Genomic DNA, 15,088 nt, shown 5'->3' on the forward strand with positions numbered 1-15,088 from the left:
AGATGACAGATGCCGGCTGCAGGCAAACGCGGGGAGAGTGACCTTATCGAGGAGACGGAAGCTGTCGTGGTCGAGTGCTTCGATGGTGTCGCGCTGCACGGCCACATCTGGGGTGCGGCCGGCCAACGCAGCAATGGCAACGTCATCATCAATCCGGCAACCGGCGTTGCGGCGCGCTATTATCACTATTATGCGCGCTTTCTCGCGGACCATGGCTTCGACGTGCTGACTTATGACTATCGCGGCATCGGTCTCTCGCGACCGAAACGGTTGCGTGGCTGCGGCTATCGCTGGCGGGACTGGGGCGAGCGGGATTTCGATGCAGCGTTGCGTTTCATGGAGGCCCATAGGCCGGGCCGAGAGCTCTTTGTCGTTGGGCATAGTATCGGCGGCTTTCTGCCGGGCCTTTCGGCGCATGGCGACCGGGTTATCCGAATGTTGGCGGTCGGGGCACAATATGGGAACTGGCGGGACTACGCACCTGATCATCGCAGGCGGCTGTTCGTGAAGTGGCATCTTCTGATGCCGGCGATAACCTTGCTTACCGGCCATTTTCCCGGACGGCGTCTCGGCTGGCTCGAAGATCTGCCGAAGGGCGTCGCGCTCGACTGGGCATTTCAGCGGGGATGGGACAGTTCTCGGTCTGCGGCAAAAAAACATGGCTCAAGTTCCTTCGAAAATTTCCATGCGCCGATCCTCAGCCTCACCGTGACCGATGACGAGATTGGCACGGTGCAGGCCATAGGCCGCGGGCTTTCCCACTATCGCAACGCCAGAGTGGAAGAGGTGCTGCTGGCGCCACACGATCTCGGATTTTCGAAGATCGGGCATTTCGGTCTTTTCAACGCGCGCCATGCCGCCGGCTTCTGGCTCGATACGCTGCTCTGGCTGCGGGACGGCATCAATCCCTGGCCTCATAAAAAACTGCCGGAACATCTCGTATTCGCATAAAAACCGCTCTTTAACGTTTACGAGTTAGTAATCTCTCGGAAACGAGAGGTTTGTATCATGCGTACTCGTATCGTGCTCGCGGTCGTCGGGCTGGCCCTGCTTGCAGGTTGCGCGACAGCGCCCCGCCAGACGAGAAATATCTGCGCCGTCTTCGACCAGAAAGACGGGCTCTTCACCAGCTGGCAAGGGGCTGCGGAGCGCACGGAGAAGAAATACGGCGTGCCGGTGCCGATCCTGATGGCGACGATGTATGTCGAATCCGGCTTCCAGCCCTATGCGCGCCCGCCGCGCACGAAACTTTTCGGCTTCATTCCCTGGACGCGGCCTTCGACCGCCTATGGCTATTCGCAGGCACTGAACGGAACCTGGGACCACTACCAGTCGGAGACCGGCAACTGGGCCGCACGACGGACAAATTTTGCCGACGCGATCGATTTCATCGGCTGGTACCACTACAGCAACGCCCAAGCGACCGGAATTCCGCTCAACGACGCCTATAATCTCTACCTCGCCTATTATTCCGGCCCGACCGGCTACAGGCGCGGCGACTGGCGCAACAACGGACAATTGCAGCAGACGGCGCAGAAGTTCGCCCGGATGGCCGGGTCTTATCAGCAGCAGTTGCAGGGCTGCAATTGAACCCTTCCTTTCGCGGGAAAGGAGAATGCGTCAGCCGCGCAAATTGCCGTAGCGGACCGAATAGATCCGGTCGCGGCCGAGCAGATGGGCGATCAATAAGGCATTGTCGAAGAGGCCTTTCATCGCCTTGTGGCCGAGATCCAGCCCGCCGCTCATGACACCGAAAGCCGGCATCAGCAGGCGGGCGCCATCTGTCGCAAAGCAGGGACGGCGGACGGATTTTTCGCGGCGGCGGACGGTGGCGGCAGGATGCAGGTGACCGGCGATCTCGCCCTGTTGCAGGCCTTCGCGCGGCTCGTGGCGGAAGATCAGGCCGGCATAGTGTAACTCGTCCGAACAGGCGCCAGGCAGATCGACGGTGCCGTCAGGATCATGGTTGCCGTTGATCCAGATCCATTCGCGGCTGCGGGCCATTTCGACGATCAGCGTGCGGAAGGCATCCGGCAGGTGCTCGGAGCCGACGCGGTCGTGGAAGTTATCACCCAGCGAAATGACGACTTTTGGATCGTAGCGGGAGATGACGGCGGCGAGCACCGTGAGCGTTGCCAGCGTATCATAGGGCGGCAGCATCATGCCGCGACGGGCAAAGGCCGCCCCTTTTTCCAGATGCAGGTCGGAGACGACAAGAATGCCGGCATCCGGCAGATAGAGCGCGCCCAAGGGATCACAGACGGCAGCGACACCGTGAACTGCGGTTTCGACGCTCGGTATTGCGGCAAGGCGTGCCATGTCGCGCGCGAGCGCAAGGCGGTTCATCACTCTCGTCATTCCAATCGTTTCGAGCCCGATTTCTCAGGCCCGCTCATCAGCCCATCGCCTCGGCGATCAGGTCGTCGGCGGCTTCGGCAAGCAGTGCGTCATGAGCCTGACCCGGCACCGATTCTCTGCCGATTTCCAGCATGACCGGCACGGCAAGCGGCGAGATATGGTCCAGCGGCCGATGGGTGATATGGCCTCTGATTCGCTTCAGCATATCGCCAAGCCGGGAAATATCCAAAAGTCCCGATGCCGCGTCCTGTCGCGTCGCCTGCAGCAGGATGTGGTCGGGCTCGTGGGTTCTGAGCACATCGTAGATCAGGTCGGCCGAGACGGTGATCTGCCGGCCGGTCTTTTCCTTGCCCGGATGGCGCCGTTCGATCAAGCCTGCAATCACGGCGCAATTGCGGAAGGTGCGCTTCAAAAGGAAGGATTCGTTCAGCCAGGATTCCAGATCGTCTCCCAGCATGTCCTCATCGAAGAGATCGGAGAGGCTGAGGCGGCCATTGGCGATCATCAGGCCGAGATCCTCCAGCCCCCAGATGCCGAGAGAATAGTCCGTGGCGACGAAGCCGAGGGGTTTTGCCCCGGCCCTGTCCAGACGCCTGGTCAGCAGCATGCCGAGCGTCTGATGCGCCAGCCGTCCTTCGAAGGGATAGATGACCATGTAGCCGCGGCTGCCGCGGGGGAAGGTCTCGATCAGCAGCTCGTCGTGCTTCGGCAGCAGGGACTTTTCCTTCTGCAGCGAGAGCCAGTCGCGCACCTGATCCGGCAGTCGGTGCCAGCGGTCCGGATCATCCAGCATAGAGCGGACCTGATCGGCGAGATAGGTCGAGAGCGGAAACTTGCCGCCGTTATAGGACGGGATTTTCGGATCGAAGGAATAGGCCGGACTGACCAGCGCCTCGCTCTCCCTGATACCCTCAAAACGCAATACCTTGCCGGAGAAGATGAAGGTGTCGCCCGGTGCGAGCTGTTCAAGGAAATATTCCTCCACCTTGCCAAGCACAGCCCCGGGGCGGCCGAGCCTGCCGCCCTCGCCGCGTTTGGTCATGCGGATGTTCAGCATCGGATCTTCGACGATGGTGCCGAGGTTCAGGCGATATTGCTGGGCGACCTGCGGATTGGAGACACGCCAGCGGCCCTCCTTGGTCTTGCGGATGCGGGCATAGCGCTCATAGGTGCGAAGGGCATAACCGCCGGTCGCGACGAAATCGACGACGCGCTCGAACGTCTCCCATGAAAGATCGGCATAGGGCGAGGCGCTGGTGATCTCGTCATAGAGCTCCAGCATATCGAAAGGTTCGGCGCAGGCCATGCCGAGCACGTGCTGGGCGAGCACATCAAGCCCGCCGCGGCCGACGGAAGGTGTATCCTGCGCGCCGATGTAATTCGCATCGAGTGCCGCCTGGCACTCCATCACCTCGAAACGGTTGGCGGGAACGAGGATCGCCTTCGACGGTTCGTCCATGCGGTGATTGGCGCGGCCGATGCGCTGGGCAAGACGTGAAGCGCCTTTCGGCGCGCCGACATGGATGACGAGATCGACATCACCCCAGTCGATGCCGAGGTCGAGCGTCGAGGTGGCGACGACGGCCCGCAGCTTGTTGGCTGCCATGGCGGCTTCGACCTTGCGGCGCTGGGCAACATCCAGCGAACCGTGGTGGAGCGCGATCGGCAGGTTCTCCTCGTTGACGGTCCAGAGCTCCTGAAACAGCATTTCGGCCTGCGAGCGGGTATTGACGAAGAGCAGTGTGGTCTGATGGTCGATCAGCTGCCGATAGACGTCCGGAATGGCGTATTTGGCGGAATGGCCCGCCCAGGGAATATGCTCTTCGGTATCGAGGATGGAGATATCGGGCTTGGCGCCGCCGTCAACGAGGACGAGGCTGGCGTGATTTTCCCTTCCCTGCACCTGCGCCACGAGCCATTTCTGCAGATCGAGGGGATCGGCGACGGTCGCCGAAAGGCCGATCGTCTTCAGATCGGGTGCAAGCCTGCGCAGCCGGCCAAGGCCGAGCGAGAGCATATGGCCGCGCTTTGAGGTAACGAGCGAGTGGAGTTCGTCGAAGATGACATATTTCAAATCCTTGAAGAAGCGCTCCGCCTCCCGGTTTGCCAGAAGCAGCGCCACCTGCTCCGGCGTCGTCAGGAGTATGTCAGGCGGGTTGAGCTTCTGGCGCTGGCGTTTGGCGTTTGGCGTATCGCCGGTGCGGTTCTCGATCGATATCGGCAAGCCCATCTCGGTAACGGGCTTCATGAGATTGCGCTCGATATCGACGGCCAGCGCCTTCAGCGGCGAGACGTAAAGCGTGTGGATGCCGGTGAAGGCCGAGCCCGGCGGGGTCTTGCCGCGGCGCGTGAGGTCGGTCAGCGACGGCAGGAAGCCGGCTAGCGTCTTGCCGGCGCCGGTCGGAGCAATGAGCAGCGTGCTCTCACCCGCTTCGGCACGGGCCAGCAATTCGAGCTGGTGGGCGCGCGGGCGCCAGCCCTTTTCCGCGAACCAGCGAAGGAAGGGTGTGGGCAAGGCAAGGCTGGTCTCGGCATCGATCTGATCCACGGGGCAAATGTAGTTCAAACGCGGGCGAATAGAAGCGGTATTGACTCCTTGGCATAATCATGGATAAATAATATCCACGATTAAAGGAGATTGGCTGTGAAACTTGGTGACGGCGTCGAACAGAGCATTCATTGCGTGGCGGTCCTATCAGGGCTTTCGGCGGGCGGCGTGCTATCGGCAGCAGCCCTCGCCGAATTTCACGGTGTCTCGACGAGCTATCTCTTGAAGCATCTGCAGGCGCTTTCCGGAGCCGGAATTCTGGAGACAGTGCCGGGGCCGAAGGGCGGTTATCGGCTGGCGAAGAAGCCGGAGGATATTTCGCTGCTCGATATCGTGCTCGCGGTCGAGGGACCTACGCCTGCCTTCCGCTGTTCAGAAATCCGCCAGCGAGGGCCGAACCCATTGCCGCAGCGCTATTTCACCAAGCCCTGCCAGATCGCGGCGGCGATGCTCAGAGCCGAACGCGCCTATCGCGCCGAACTCGCAAGCACCAGCATCGCCGATATCCTGGCTGAACTTTCCGCAGACGATGACGGTGGGATCGCCGCCAGAGGCTGCGCCTTCATGGAAATGCATGAAAGAAAAGCGGCTCGCTGAGCCTCGATAAAACCAACCCCAATTCCAAACACAAGGAGAAAATACCATGCAAGCACGTTTCAACTTCGGCAAAGCCGCTCCGGATGCCTATAAGGCCGTCGCCGCGCTGGAGCAGTATGTTCAGGAATCCGGACTGGATAAGCGTTTCATTCACCTGATCAAGCTTCGCGCTTCGCAGATCAACGGCTGCGCCTATTGTGTCGACATGCATTCGAAGGAGGCGCGCCATCACGGGCTTTCCGAACAGTGGATCAACCTGATGTGCGTCTGGCGGGAATCGCCGGTTTACGACGCCCGTGAACGCGCCTTGCTCGGCTGGGTCGATGCGGTGACGAAGATTGCACAAACCGGTGCACCGGATGCCGATTACGAGGCCCTGAAGGCGCATTTTTCCGAAGAGGAAATGACCAAGATCACGGTTGCGATCGGCACGATTAATATCTGGAACCGGCTTGCCGTCGGCTTCCGCAGCCAGCATCCGATCGATGCGCCGCAGAAGGCGGCCTGATCGATTCCGTCGACAGGGAATTCATCCCCGGTGGCCGGCCCGAAGTTCTCGGGTCGGTTGACCTTATGGTCACCCGTGGTCCGTCACGGCCCCGATAGCAACGGCTCCAGGCCGCTTGGCCGACAGGTCCGTACTGTTGAATATGTCGCGAACGACCTTGGCGATTTCCTCTGCAGAAGAACCCTTGGCGTATTCTTCCTGCATGCGGCGTCTGACAAGCTTTTCCAAATCTGACATAGCTTACCTCATCATATCCGGCGCAAGGAAAGTGTCGCGCCAGGGTCGATCACAGGCAAGTTACGTTTTGTTTAGAACGGCTTACGGTTTTGTAAGGTTACAAAGCGATGTAGCGGTCGGCGCGGTGGTTGATGGCGACGAAGAGATTGAGAACGACCGCACCGAGCACGGAATAGAAGACGACCGGCGGCGTGGTGACGAAGAAGGCGGCAGCCAGCACGCACATGTCGATGGCGAGCTGCACAAGTCCGGCGCGGATGCCGAAACGCTCCTGCATATAAACGCCGAGAATGCCGACACCGCCGAGGCTGGCGCGATGACGATAGAGCGCCAGAAGGCCGAAGCCGAGCAGCAGGCCGCCAAGAAGCGCCGCCCAGGCCGGATGGATGGCGGCGATTTCCATGACCTTCGGCTGCAGGCTGGTCAGCGCCGAGGTGAGGCCGATGGCGATGAAGGTCTTGATCGTGAAGGCCATGCCGAGGCGCTTCCACGAAAGATAGAAGAATGGCAGGTTCAGCAGGAAGAAGGCGAGGCCGAAATTCACGCCGACTGCGTAATGCAACAGAAAGGCAATGCCGGCGGTGCTGCCGGTGAGGAGGCCGGCGCTGGCGAGAACGTAAAGACCGAGAGCGGAAACGAGGCTGCCGGAGAATATGCCCTGCACATCCTCGATCGGCGTGTGACGGGTCGCAGTGGTATTCCAGAAACCGAGGGCACTGATGAGCTGGCTCATGTCGCGATCTCCGATGGCGGCTGCTCCGGTCAGACCGGAGGTAGAGGGGATGTAAGGGTGAATGCGGCGCGTGCTGCGCTTGGAGCGCATCGCTTTCTCGCGGAATGGCCGAATTATCAGGCCTTACAAGGCCGCACGCAAGCGAAATATGTAAGTAATGCTGACCTATTTTAAAATCGCAAGAAACATGCGTTCAGATGGTCTTGCACGTAAGGAACAGAATACCGGAAACCGGTTTGCCGCCATCTTTGCGAATGGTCGTTTTGACGATATCACGGATTTCGAGACCGTGCGCTGCCGCGAGCCCTTTCACATAGATTTCAGAATGGGCATAGCGCAGCGACGGGGCCAGGTAGAAACCCTCTCCATCGCCGGCATCTTCGACTGAAAAGACGAAATCGGCGCCTGGTGCGGCAAGCGTCTCGACGATCGCGAAGACACTTTCCAGATTGCCGAGATACATCAGCACATCGGCGGCGGTGACGAGATCGGCGCGGTGCCGTGGACCATCTGTAAAGAGGCCGGAGGTGTTGGCCGGCAGCGACAGATCTGCCTGGGCGAGATGGTCATAGACACGCTTTTCCGCAGCCTTCGCCAGCATGTTCTGCGAGAGGTCGAAGCCTTCGAGCTCTGTGACATGAGCGCGGATTTGCGGACCGAGCAGGCCCGTACCGCAGCCGAGATCGACGGCACGCTGATAGTGTCGGCCGGTAGACGCAACGAGCGCGGCGATCTTCTGCGGGACGGAATAATCCAGCTTCTCCACGAGCGAGGTCTCGAAGCGATCGGCATAATCATCGAAGAGACGCTCGACATAGTGGCTCGACGGCTGCGCCGGCATTTCGGCATCGCCGAGCAAGGCAAGTTTCAGGCCGGCGCCGAAGATATCGTCGGGGTCAAGCTCCAACGTGCGGCGATAGGCTTCGACGGCCGTATCGGCCCTGCCCGCTTTTTCGCGGTATGTGGCGAGGCGATACCAGCCTGCTGCCCAGGCCGGTGCCAATTCCAGCGCCTGCTCCATCAGTTCGGCTGCCGCTTCCGCTTCGCCGCCCTCGTCGAGCATCTTCGCATAGTCGGCACGGCGGTCGGCAATGACATCACCCGAGGAAAGCTGGCTTGGCTGCATGGTCGGACCCTTTGGCTGGCGGCATTTGGCTTCGGCCACAAAAAAACTCAAGTCCTATTTCAGAGGCGGTGCTGTCTTGTCGGAAAAGGCTTGCGGGCGAATCGCCGCGACCGTATCTCAAGGCAAACAGGAGATGGCGCATGTCCGATCAGGTGAACAGGTTCCTCGGCGATTCCATTGGCCGCACGATCATCAAGCTTTTGGTGGTGTCGCTGATCGTCGGCTTCGTCATGGCCATCTTCGGCCTTACGCCCTGGGAGCTCATCTACAATTTCCGCGATTTCGTCATCCATCTATGGCGGCAGGGCTTCTCTGCGCTCGGCCGCGTCGGCGACTATCTGATCCTCGGCGCCACCATCGTCATCCCGATCTTCATCATCATCCGTCTTTTCAGCTATCGCAAATAACATGAGCTCAATCATCCTTTCTCGCCGCGGCCTGCTGCAACTTTCGGGCCTCGCATTCGTGGCCGGCATTGCCGGCTGCACCACGACTCCGAAGCTTGCGACCACGCCTTCCAATGCCGCAGACGAGACCGCCTCGGCACTGCCGCTCGTCAACCAGCTTCGCGCCAAGAACGGCCTGCCGCCGCTCAGCGTCGATCCGCATGCAAGTGCCGCCGCCATCTTCCAGGCCAAGCGCATGGCAAGTGCGGGCAGGATGAAGCATGTGATGGGCATGACGGACAGTTTCGGCGCCCGCGTGAAGGCGAGCGGTGTTGCCCTGCCGGCTGCCGAAAATATCGCTTCCGGTCAGCAGAGCGTCGATGCGGTCGTCACCGCCTGGATCAATTCCCCCCATCATCTGGAAAATATGCTCGGGCGCTATAGCGGTCTTGGCGTTGCCGTTGCACATAATACGTCTTCCAAGAACCTGCCCTATTGGGCCATGGTACTTTCCAGCTGAGGCGATTCCGCCTCGATCCTCACGAGGCGGATATGGATACCGGCGGCAACAGAAATACATTGGCCTTCGACGTGACGCACCGGATGGTGCTGTCGATCGCCATTCCGATGACGCTGGGCTTCATGACCACGCCGCTGCTCGGCATCACCAACACCGCCGTCGTCGGCCATATGGGCGATCCGGAAGCGCTGGCGGGGCTTGCCATCGGCGCCATGCTGTTCGATCTCATCATGGGTAGCTTCAATTTCCTGCGCGCCTCGACCACCGGCCTGACGGCGCAGGCGCTCGGGCGGCGTGACGCGCATGAGCAGCAGGCCGTCTTCTGGCGGGCGATGGTCTCCGCGCTCGGCTCCGGTCTGGCCCTTCTGCTGCTGTCACCGCTGCTGATCCTTGTCGGTCTGAAGCTGATGGGCGCGGAAGGACGGATTGCCGAAGCGACCACTACCTATTTCTCGATCCGCATCCTCGCGGCGCCGGCAGCGCTTGCCAATTACGCGCTGCTCGGTTTCGTGCTCGGGCGCGGACAAGGGCGGACAGGGCTGTTGCTGCAGGCGCTGATCAACGGCATCAACATCCTGCTTTCCATCTATCTCGGCCTGTCCCTCGACTGGGGCGTTTCGGGTGTCGCCTGGGGCACGATGGCGGGCGAAACGGCGGGCGCGCTTGCCGGTCTCTTCATCGTGATGCGCGGCTTCGACAGCGCATACCGGCCAAGCCGGACGGAGATCTTTTCGCGCAGCAAACTCGCCGAACTTTTCGCACTGAACCGCGACATCCTGATCCGCACCTTCGTGCTGATCGGCTCCTTCGCGATCATGACCCGCATCGGCACCAGCTTCGGCGCCATTACCCTTGCGGCCAACGCGGTGCTGATGAACTTCTTCCTGCTGTCGGGCTATTATCTCGACGGGCTTGCCAATGCCGCCGAACAGATCACCGGGCGGGCGATCGGCGCGCGATACCGGCCGGCCTTCGACCGCGGTTTGAGGCTCACGGCCCTCTGGTCCTTCGGCCTGGCGGCGATCATTTCCGCCTTCTTCTATTTCGCCGGACCCACTCTGATCTCCGGCCTGACCAGTTCGCCGGAGGTCCAGGCAGCGGCCGAGACCTATCTGCCCTGGGCCGCGATAACGGGGCTGACGGGCGCGCTCGCCTTCCTGATGGACGGTGTCTTCATCGGCGCGACGTGGTCTGTCGACATGCGTAACCGCATGCTCATGTCCTTTGCTGGATATCTCGCCATGCTTGCCGTCTTCGTGCCGCTGTTCGGCAATCACGGCCTTTGGCTGGCGATGAATGCCTTCCTGCTGTTTCGCGGTTTCTTCCTGGTGGTGCTGATCAAGCCGCGCGCGGCTCAGACCTTCCGGGCCGCCCAGTAATCGGCACGGCTGTCCCTGATATCCCGTATCGAGGCAACCTTCTCTCGATCGATGAGCTTCGACAGGCCGCGCACGATCATGCCGGGAAGGCCGGGGCCTTCATAGACCATGCAGGAATAGAGCTGCACGAGATCGGCCCCTGCCCTGACCTTTTCCAGCGCCGTTTCAGCCGAGGAGACGCCTCCGACCCCGATGATCGGCAGGGCTGAACCGACACGCTTGCGCATCTTAGCAAGAACGACCGTCGACTTCTCAAACAGCGGCGCGCCGGAGAGACCGCCAGCCTCCTTCGCCTGGAGCTGATCTTTCAAGCCGTCGCGTGAAAGCGTCGTATTGGAAACGATGAGCCCATCCAGCTCACGCGACAGCGCCTCCGCGGCAATGTCATCCATGCCCTCTTCGGTAAGATCAGGGGCGATCTTCAGGAAGATCGGGATTTTTCGGCCGGCTTTTTCAGCTTCCTCGTCGCGTGCGGTCAGCACGGCCGACAGCAGGGCCGCGAGGCTTTCGCGCGCCTGCAGGTCGCGCAGGCCTGGCGTATTGGGCGAGGAAATATTGGCGGTGAAATAGCGGGCGACGGAATAGAAGCGGCGGATACCGGCGACGTAATCGGCAATGCGGTCTTCGCTGTCCTTGTTGGCGCCGATATTGACGCCGACGATGCCGGCGCGGCCGATCTGCGTAAGACGGCGGAAGGCTGCTTCATGGCCTTCATTGTTGAAGCCGAGGCGGTTGATGACACCTTCATCCTCGACAAGGCGGAAGATGCGCGGGCGCGGATTGCCGGATTGCGGCTTCGGCGTGACGGTGCCGATCTCGGTGAAACCGAAGCCGAGCTTCAGCAGCGCTTCCGGCACTTCGGCGTTCTTATCATAGCCCGCAGCCATGCCGAGCGGGTTGGGAAAGTCGATGTTGGCAACGGTCTGGCGCAGGCGCGGATCCGGCGCGATGCGGCAGGCAGGCACGACGCCTGACTTCAGCGCCGCGACCGACATGCCATGCGCGGTTTCGGGATCAAAGAGAAAGAGGCCACGGCGGGCGATGCGCTTGAAAGGATCGATCACGGTGCGAGCTCCGGAAAGATGTGGGCGCCGGCATCATCGAGCGGCAGGGCCGCCTCCCAAAGCACGGCCGAAAGCGGCAGATTGGCATAAAGATGCGGGAAGAGCGCGCCGCCGCGCGAGGGTTCGAAGAGCAGTTTGTCGCCGAAACTGCGGCCATCGACGGCGACGAGGACCAGACCGGTCTGGCCGGCAAAATGCAGGGCTGCCGTCTGCTTGACCTGATCTGCCGTCGAGAAATGGATGAAGCCGTCCTTGAGATCGATCCCGGCGCCATGAAAAACGCCGGTTTGTCTGGCTTCCTGCCAGAGCGCCTCCGGCACGATCTTGTAAAGGGTCGGTGTCGCGGTCATGATGGTCCCGTTAGTGGCCTTGTTGATGAGGGCTTTGCCCGAAAGAGACGGCGATGTCCACGCCTGTAGGCGCAAAAACGGACAGGCACCATGCTTTGCGGAGGATGAGACGATGAAGGCATTTGCAATCACGCTTGCCGCCGGTCTTCTGCCGCTTGCGGCAATGGCAGCGGAGCCCGATGCGACGCGCTTCCAGCTCGAGCGCAGCGGCGATCATTTCGTGCGCCTCGACCGGCAAACGGGGGCCATGTCGCTCTGTACTGAGAAGGACGGGGCGCTGGTCTGCCGCATGGCGGCCGATGAACGCGCGGCTTACGAGGACGAACTCGACCGGCTTGCCGACCGGGTGAGCGCGCTGGAGAAGAATACAGCCGCCCGGCCCGCCTTGCCGACGGATGCGGAAGTCGACCGCTCGATCGGCATCATGGAGCGGATGATGCGCAGTTTCATGGGTATAGTTCGGGAATTCCGGGCTGAGGATGAGGCCAATCCTCTTCCGCAGCGGAGTTGACCCGGTTATACTCATATAAGTAGAAAGTCATGTTCGCGCAGGGAAGCAGGACAGGACCTACGGGGTCGAGCTCTTGGGAGGGAGTTTTCGATGCAGGAACAGACCATCATCATCGCCGACGACCACCCGCTTTTCCGCGACGCGTTGCGTCAGGCGGTGACCGGCATGGACGGACGGCAGGAGATCGTCGAAGCCGGGGATTTCTCCGCGGCAGGAACGGCCGCGGCCGAGCACCCGGATGCGGACCTGATGCTGCTCGATCTCGCTATGCCTGGAGTAAGCGGTTTCTCCGGCCTCATGGCGCTGCGCTCCGAATTCGTCAGCCTGCCGATCGTCATCATCTCGGCAACCGATGACACCACGACGATCCGCCGGGCGCTGGAGCTCGGCGCTTCCGGTTTCATTTCGAAATCCTCGGGCATCGAGGATATCCGCCGCAGTATCCTGACGGTTCTCGCGGGCGACATTGCCACGCCGGAGAGCTATCGCGACGGACAGGAACAGGACCCTGATGTCGCAGATCTCATCCACCGCCTGCATACGCTGACACCGCAGCAGAGCCGGGTGCTGACCATGCTCGGCGAAGGGCTCTTGAACAAGCAGATCGCCTACGAACTCGGCGTTTCCGAAGCGACGATCAAGGCGCATGTCTCGGCGATCCTCCTGAAGCTCAACGTCGATAGCCGTACGCAGGCGGTCATCCAGCTCGGCAAGATCAATATGGCGATGGTCGCCTGAGCCAAACCCTCTGCCAGACAGGATTTTATTCCTCATTTTCGCTTTACTCGGGGAAATGCCTCGGTTAATCTGCCGGCGATAGAAAGCGGCCGGACGGACCGCGGGACCGGACGCATATGCTGTCACATGAGCAGATCTGGGGAGCGATCGACAGACTTGCCGAAGGGCATGACCTGACGCCGTCTGGTCTTGCGCGACGGGCGGGGCTCGATCCGACCTCCTTCAACAAATCCAAACGTCTTTCGTCAGACGGACGCCTGCGCTGGCCTTCGACGGAATCCATCGCCAAGGTGCTGGAGGCGACGGGGGCGAGCATGGAGCAATTCCTCGGCTTCATGCGGCCGGCGAGTACTGCCGCCAGCCTGCCCGAAGGTATTTTTGCCTCACAGGGAAGTTCCATTCCGCTGCTCGGCTTTGCGCAGGCAGGCGCCGGCGGCTTTTTCGACGATGGCGGCTTTCCTGCCGGCCAGGGCTGGGATGTGGTGGAATTTCCGGCCGGTCCCTCGCAGAAGGCCGGCGTCTATGCGCTTGAGGTACAGGGCGAGAGCATGATGCCGCTCTATCGAGACGGCGATGTGCTGATCGTGGAGCCCGGTGCGCAGGTGCGCCGCAACGACCGTGTCGTCGTCAAGACTCGCGAGGGTGAGGTGATGGCCAAGGTGCTCCTGCGCCAGAGCCCGCGCTCCATCGAACTTTTGTCGCTCAACCCCGAGCATCCTAACCGGACGATCGAGCTTTCCGACGTCGAATGGATCGCCCGCATTATCTGGGCCAGTCAATAGGAAAATAATCATGCGCCCTGCAGCCTTCGTCACAGGTGTCGCGGGGATGGCGATCGTGGCCGGCCTGCTGCTGGCCGGGCAAGCGCGGCTCAACAGGGGCGGCGGATCGGCTCTGGATGCCGATGCCGGCAGCGTGGCCGCGGCACCGCCCGCTGCAAATGCCGATACGGCAAAACCGCCTGGATCTCTGACGGATGAGGATGCGGCGCTGATCGCCCGGGCGACGGAGCCTGCGCCATCGGAACCGGCGACGGCTCCACCTGAAAATGCAAAGGCTCCCGCCGAAAATGCGCCGATGGATAAAATGGTGCAAGACGCTCCCGCGCCGGCCGAGACCCCGCCGACCGCACCGGACGGAAAGAACAGCGTGGAACTGCTGCGGCCAACGGTGGAAAGCGCCGGTATTTTCTCCTTCGGCAAACGGAGGTTGCAGATCGCCAATGTCATCGAGACGCCGGTGGACAAAAGCTGCGGCTCGCAAGGCAAACAATGGCCATGCGGCATGATGGCGAAGACGGCGCTGCGGCTTTACCTGCGCAACCGCGCGGTCGATTGCGATCTGCGTTCCGACGCATGGGAAGACATGGCGGTTGCGGCCTGCCGGCTGGGGCAGCAGGATATCGGCGCCTGGCTGGTGGACAACGGCTGGGCAGAGGCGCAGCCGGGCTCACCGCTTGCCGCCGCGGGCGAAAAGGCAAAACAGGCGAAGGAAGGCATTCACGGCGAGGACCCGCGCCGCAGGCCGGCGGCTGCGACCCGACCGGAAACGGCCGATCCCTTGTAATGGCCGCCGTCAATTCCTAATCTCCGCTCATCGAAGAGGGAATCAGACATGAACAAGCCGCTTTCCGCCCATGATGCGCTGATCTATGTGATGGTGATGGCATCTGCCGTCGACAGCACCATGAACGACCGGGAAATGGAGAGGATCGGCCAGCTCATCGGCTTCCTGCCGGTATTCCGCGATTTCGACGACGACAATCTGATTTCCGTCGCCCGCGACTGCGCCTCGCTGCTGGCCGGTCCGGAAGGGCTGGATGTGGTGCTGGAGACAGTGCGCGATACGTTGCCTGCCCGGCTCTACGACACGGCCTATGCGCTAGCGGTCGAAGTCGCCTCCGCGGACCTTTCCGTCAAAGCCGAAGAACTGCGGCTGCTCAGCCTGCTGCGCGACCGTCTCGGCCTCGACAAGCTGACCTGCGCTGCCATCGAGCGCAGCGCCATCGCCCGCTTCCGCAAGGGCTGACACTG

At 61.6% G+C, this 15,088-nt stretch carries 19 protein-coding genes; 12 read left to right on the forward strand and 7 right to left on the reverse strand.

Translation table 11 applies throughout. The features are described 5' to 3' along the window. The first annotated feature begins 9 nt into the window (after positions 1 to 9). A complete protein-coding gene (locus tag JNB85_RS05330; protein ID WP_220333339.1) occupies positions 10 to 951 on the forward strand; it encodes an alpha/beta hydrolase family protein in 942 nt (313 codons plus the stop codon). A 57-nt stretch (positions 952 to 1,008) separates the two neighbouring features. After that, positions 1,009 to 1,590 carry a transglycosylase SLT domain-containing protein gene (locus JNB85_RS05335; RefSeq protein ID WP_220333340.1) on the forward strand — a complete coding sequence of 194 codons (582 nt, stop codon included), beginning with the start codon at positions 1,009 to 1,011 and terminating at the stop codon, positions 1,588 to 1,590. A 30-nt stretch (positions 1,591 to 1,620) separates the two neighbouring features. Here JNB85_RS05335 and pdeM read toward each other — a convergent pair whose 3' ends face one another. Both pdeM and JNB85_RS05345 read right to left on the reverse strand, forming a co-directional pair. Then, entirely contained in the window at positions 1,621 to 2,358 is a 738-nt protein-coding gene (pdeM, locus tag JNB85_RS05340; RefSeq protein ID WP_223216432.1) for a ligase-associated DNA damage response endonuclease PdeM, read from the reverse strand. 37 nt (positions 2,359 to 2,395) lie between these two features. Next, a complete protein-coding gene (locus JNB85_RS05345; protein ID WP_220333341.1) occupies positions 2,396 to 4,906 on the reverse strand; it encodes a ligase-associated DNA damage response DEXH box helicase in 2,511 nt (836 codons plus the stop codon). Between the two features lie 96 nt (positions 4,907 to 5,002). Between JNB85_RS05345 and JNB85_RS05350 the strand changes: the two genes are divergently transcribed. Together JNB85_RS05350 and JNB85_RS05355 are read left to right on the forward strand one after the other, a co-directional pair. After that, positions 5,003 to 5,503 carry an RrF2 family transcriptional regulator gene (locus JNB85_RS05350; RefSeq protein ID WP_220333342.1) on the forward strand — a complete coding sequence of 167 codons (501 nt, stop codon included), beginning with the start codon at positions 5,003 to 5,005 and terminating at the stop codon, positions 5,501 to 5,503. 46 nt (positions 5,504 to 5,549) lie between these two features. Continuing rightward, on the forward strand, positions 5,550 to 6,011 hold the full coding sequence (locus JNB85_RS05355; RefSeq protein WP_220333343.1) for a carboxymuconolactone decarboxylase family protein: 462 nt from the start codon (positions 5,550 to 5,552) through the stop codon (positions 6,009 to 6,011). Between the two features lie 69 nt (positions 6,012 to 6,080). Here JNB85_RS05355 and JNB85_RS05360 read toward each other — a convergent pair whose 3' ends face one another. The 3 genes from JNB85_RS05360 to JNB85_RS05370 all read right to left on the reverse strand — a co-directional run bounded on the left by JNB85_RS05360 (position 6,081) and on the right by JNB85_RS05370 (position 8,107). Further along, the gene (locus JNB85_RS05360; protein WP_220333751.1) at positions 6,081 to 6,248 is read right to left on the reverse strand and encodes a hypothetical protein; all 168 of its coding nucleotides are present in this window, start codon (positions 6,246 to 6,248) and stop codon (positions 6,081 to 6,083) included. 97 nt (positions 6,249 to 6,345) lie between these two features. Then, positions 6,346 to 6,981, reverse strand: a complete 636-nt coding sequence (locus tag JNB85_RS05365; protein ID WP_220333732.1) for a YitT family protein — start codon at positions 6,979 to 6,981, stop codon at positions 6,346 to 6,348. A 193-nt stretch (positions 6,982 to 7,174) separates the two neighbouring features. Continuing rightward, complete coding sequence (locus JNB85_RS05370; RefSeq protein WP_220333344.1) at positions 7,175 to 8,107, reverse strand: class I SAM-dependent DNA methyltransferase; 933 nt, start codon at positions 8,105 to 8,107, stop codon at positions 7,175 to 7,177. A 140-nt stretch (positions 8,108 to 8,247) separates the two neighbouring features. Here JNB85_RS05370 and JNB85_RS05375 point away from each other — a divergent pair, with 140 nt between their 5' ends. From JNB85_RS05375 to JNB85_RS05385, 3 genes are read left to right on the forward strand one after another with little or no spacing between them, the layout of a single operon-like run. After that, positions 8,248 to 8,514, forward strand: coding sequence for a DUF6460 domain-containing protein (locus tag JNB85_RS05375; RefSeq protein WP_007821228.1), 267 nt, complete (start codon positions 8,248 to 8,250; stop codon positions 8,512 to 8,514). A 1-nt stretch (position 8,515) separates the two neighbouring features. Continuing rightward, positions 8,516 to 9,013, forward strand: a complete 498-nt coding sequence (locus JNB85_RS05380) for a CAP domain-containing protein (protein ID WP_220333345.1) — start codon at positions 8,516 to 8,518, stop codon at positions 9,011 to 9,013. 32 nt (positions 9,014 to 9,045) lie between these two features. Next, positions 9,046 to 10,392 (forward strand): MATE family efflux transporter, encoded by a 1,347-nt coding sequence (locus JNB85_RS05385; RefSeq protein ID WP_220333346.1) that lies wholly within the window; start codon positions 9,046 to 9,048, stop codon positions 10,390 to 10,392. Here the strand turns inward: JNB85_RS05385 and JNB85_RS05390 are convergent. Next, the gene (locus tag JNB85_RS05390; RefSeq protein WP_220333347.1) at positions 10,368 to 11,456 is read right to left on the reverse strand and encodes a quinone-dependent dihydroorotate dehydrogenase; all 1,089 of its coding nucleotides are present in this window, start codon (positions 11,454 to 11,456) and stop codon (positions 10,368 to 10,370) included. The two genes, JNB85_RS05385 and JNB85_RS05390, sit on opposite strands and share 25 nt — an antisense overlap. Next, the gene (locus tag JNB85_RS05395; RefSeq protein WP_220333348.1) at positions 11,453 to 11,806 is read right to left on the reverse strand and encodes a DUF952 domain-containing protein; all 354 of its coding nucleotides are present in this window, start codon (positions 11,804 to 11,806) and stop codon (positions 11,453 to 11,455) included. The genes JNB85_RS05390 and JNB85_RS05395 overlap by 4 nt, the downstream gene beginning before the upstream one ends. A 112-nt stretch (positions 11,807 to 11,918) precedes the next feature. Between JNB85_RS05395 and JNB85_RS05400 the strand changes: the two genes are divergently transcribed. The 5 genes from JNB85_RS05400 to JNB85_RS05420 all read left to right on the forward strand — a co-directional run bounded on the left by JNB85_RS05400 (position 11,919) and on the right by JNB85_RS05420 (position 15,083). Beyond that, positions 11,919 to 12,317 (forward strand): hypothetical protein, encoded by a 399-nt coding sequence (locus JNB85_RS05400; protein WP_220333349.1) that lies wholly within the window; start codon positions 11,919 to 11,921, stop codon positions 12,315 to 12,317. A gap of 90 nt (positions 12,318 to 12,407) precedes the next feature. Continuing rightward, a complete protein-coding gene (locus tag JNB85_RS05405) occupies positions 12,408 to 13,055 on the forward strand; it encodes a response regulator (RefSeq protein ID WP_220333350.1) in 648 nt (215 codons plus the stop codon). Between the two features lie 116 nt (positions 13,056 to 13,171). After that, positions 13,172 to 13,837 carry a S24 family peptidase gene (locus tag JNB85_RS05410; RefSeq protein ID WP_220333351.1) on the forward strand — a complete coding sequence of 222 codons (666 nt, stop codon included), beginning with the start codon at positions 13,172 to 13,174 and terminating at the stop codon, positions 13,835 to 13,837. A gap of 10 nt (positions 13,838 to 13,847) precedes the next feature. Then, complete coding sequence (locus tag JNB85_RS05415; RefSeq protein WP_220333352.1) at positions 13,848 to 14,621, forward strand: thermonuclease family protein; 774 nt, start codon at positions 13,848 to 13,850, stop codon at positions 14,619 to 14,621. A gap of 48 nt (positions 14,622 to 14,669) precedes the next feature. Then, entirely contained in the window at positions 14,670 to 15,083 is a 414-nt protein-coding gene (locus tag JNB85_RS05420; RefSeq protein ID WP_132652752.1) for a tellurite resistance TerB family protein, read from the forward strand. The last annotated feature ends 5 nt before the right edge of the window (positions 15,084 to 15,088 follow it).

Source organism: Rhizobium mesosinicum (assembly GCF_019511345.1).
Classification (GTDB): Bacteria; Pseudomonadota; Alphaproteobacteria; order Rhizobiales; family Rhizobiaceae; genus Rhizobium; species Rhizobium mesosinicum.

Bases quoted from the DNA above. Each gene is read 5' to 3' on its own strand.
- JNB85_RS05330 (WP_220333339.1), top strand. From the start codon at position 10: ATGCCGGCTGCAGGCAAACGCGGGGAGAGTGACCTTATCGAGGAGACG.
- JNB85_RS05335 (WP_220333340.1), top strand. From the start codon at position 1,009: ATGCGTACTCGTATCGTGCTCGCGGTCGTCGGGCTGGCCCTGCTTGCA.
- pdeM (WP_223216432.1), bottom strand. From the start codon at position 2,358: ATGACGAGAGTGATGAACCGCCTTGCGCTCGCGCGCGACATGGCACGC.
- JNB85_RS05355 (WP_220333343.1), top strand. From the start codon at position 5,550: ATGCAAGCACGTTTCAACTTCGGCAAAGCCGCTCCGGATGCCTATAAG.
- JNB85_RS05360 (WP_220333751.1), bottom strand. From the start codon at position 6,248: ATGTCAGATTTGGAAAAGCTTGTCAGACGCCGCATGCAGGAAGAATAC.
- JNB85_RS05365 (WP_220333732.1), bottom strand. From the start codon at position 6,981: ATGAGCCAGCTCATCAGTGCCCTCGGTTTCTGGAATACCACTGCGACC.
- JNB85_RS05370 (WP_220333344.1), bottom strand. From the start codon at position 8,107: ATGCAGCCAAGCCAGCTTTCCTCGGGTGATGTCATTGCCGACCGCCGT.
- JNB85_RS05375 (WP_007821228.1), top strand. From the start codon at position 8,248: ATGTCCGATCAGGTGAACAGGTTCCTCGGCGATTCCATTGGCCGCACG.
- JNB85_RS05380 (WP_220333345.1), top strand. From the start codon at position 8,516: ATGAGCTCAATCATCCTTTCTCGCCGCGGCCTGCTGCAACTTTCGGGC.
- JNB85_RS05385 (WP_220333346.1), top strand. From the start codon at position 9,046: ATGGATACCGGCGGCAACAGAAATACATTGGCCTTCGACGTGACGCAC.
- JNB85_RS05395 (WP_220333348.1), bottom strand. From the start codon at position 11,806: ATGACCGCGACACCGACCCTTTACAAGATCGTGCCGGAGGCGCTCTGG.
- JNB85_RS05400 (WP_220333349.1), top strand. From the start codon at position 11,919: ATGAAGGCATTTGCAATCACGCTTGCCGCCGGTCTTCTGCCGCTTGCG.
- JNB85_RS05405 (WP_220333350.1), top strand. From the start codon at position 12,408: ATGCAGGAACAGACCATCATCATCGCCGACGACCACCCGCTTTTCCGC.
- JNB85_RS05410 (WP_220333351.1), top strand. From the start codon at position 13,172: ATGCTGTCACATGAGCAGATCTGGGGAGCGATCGACAGACTTGCCGAA.
- JNB85_RS05415 (WP_220333352.1), top strand. From the start codon at position 13,848: ATGCGCCCTGCAGCCTTCGTCACAGGTGTCGCGGGGATGGCGATCGTG.
- JNB85_RS05420 (WP_132652752.1), top strand. From the start codon at position 14,670: ATGAACAAGCCGCTTTCCGCCCATGATGCGCTGATCTATGTGATGGTG.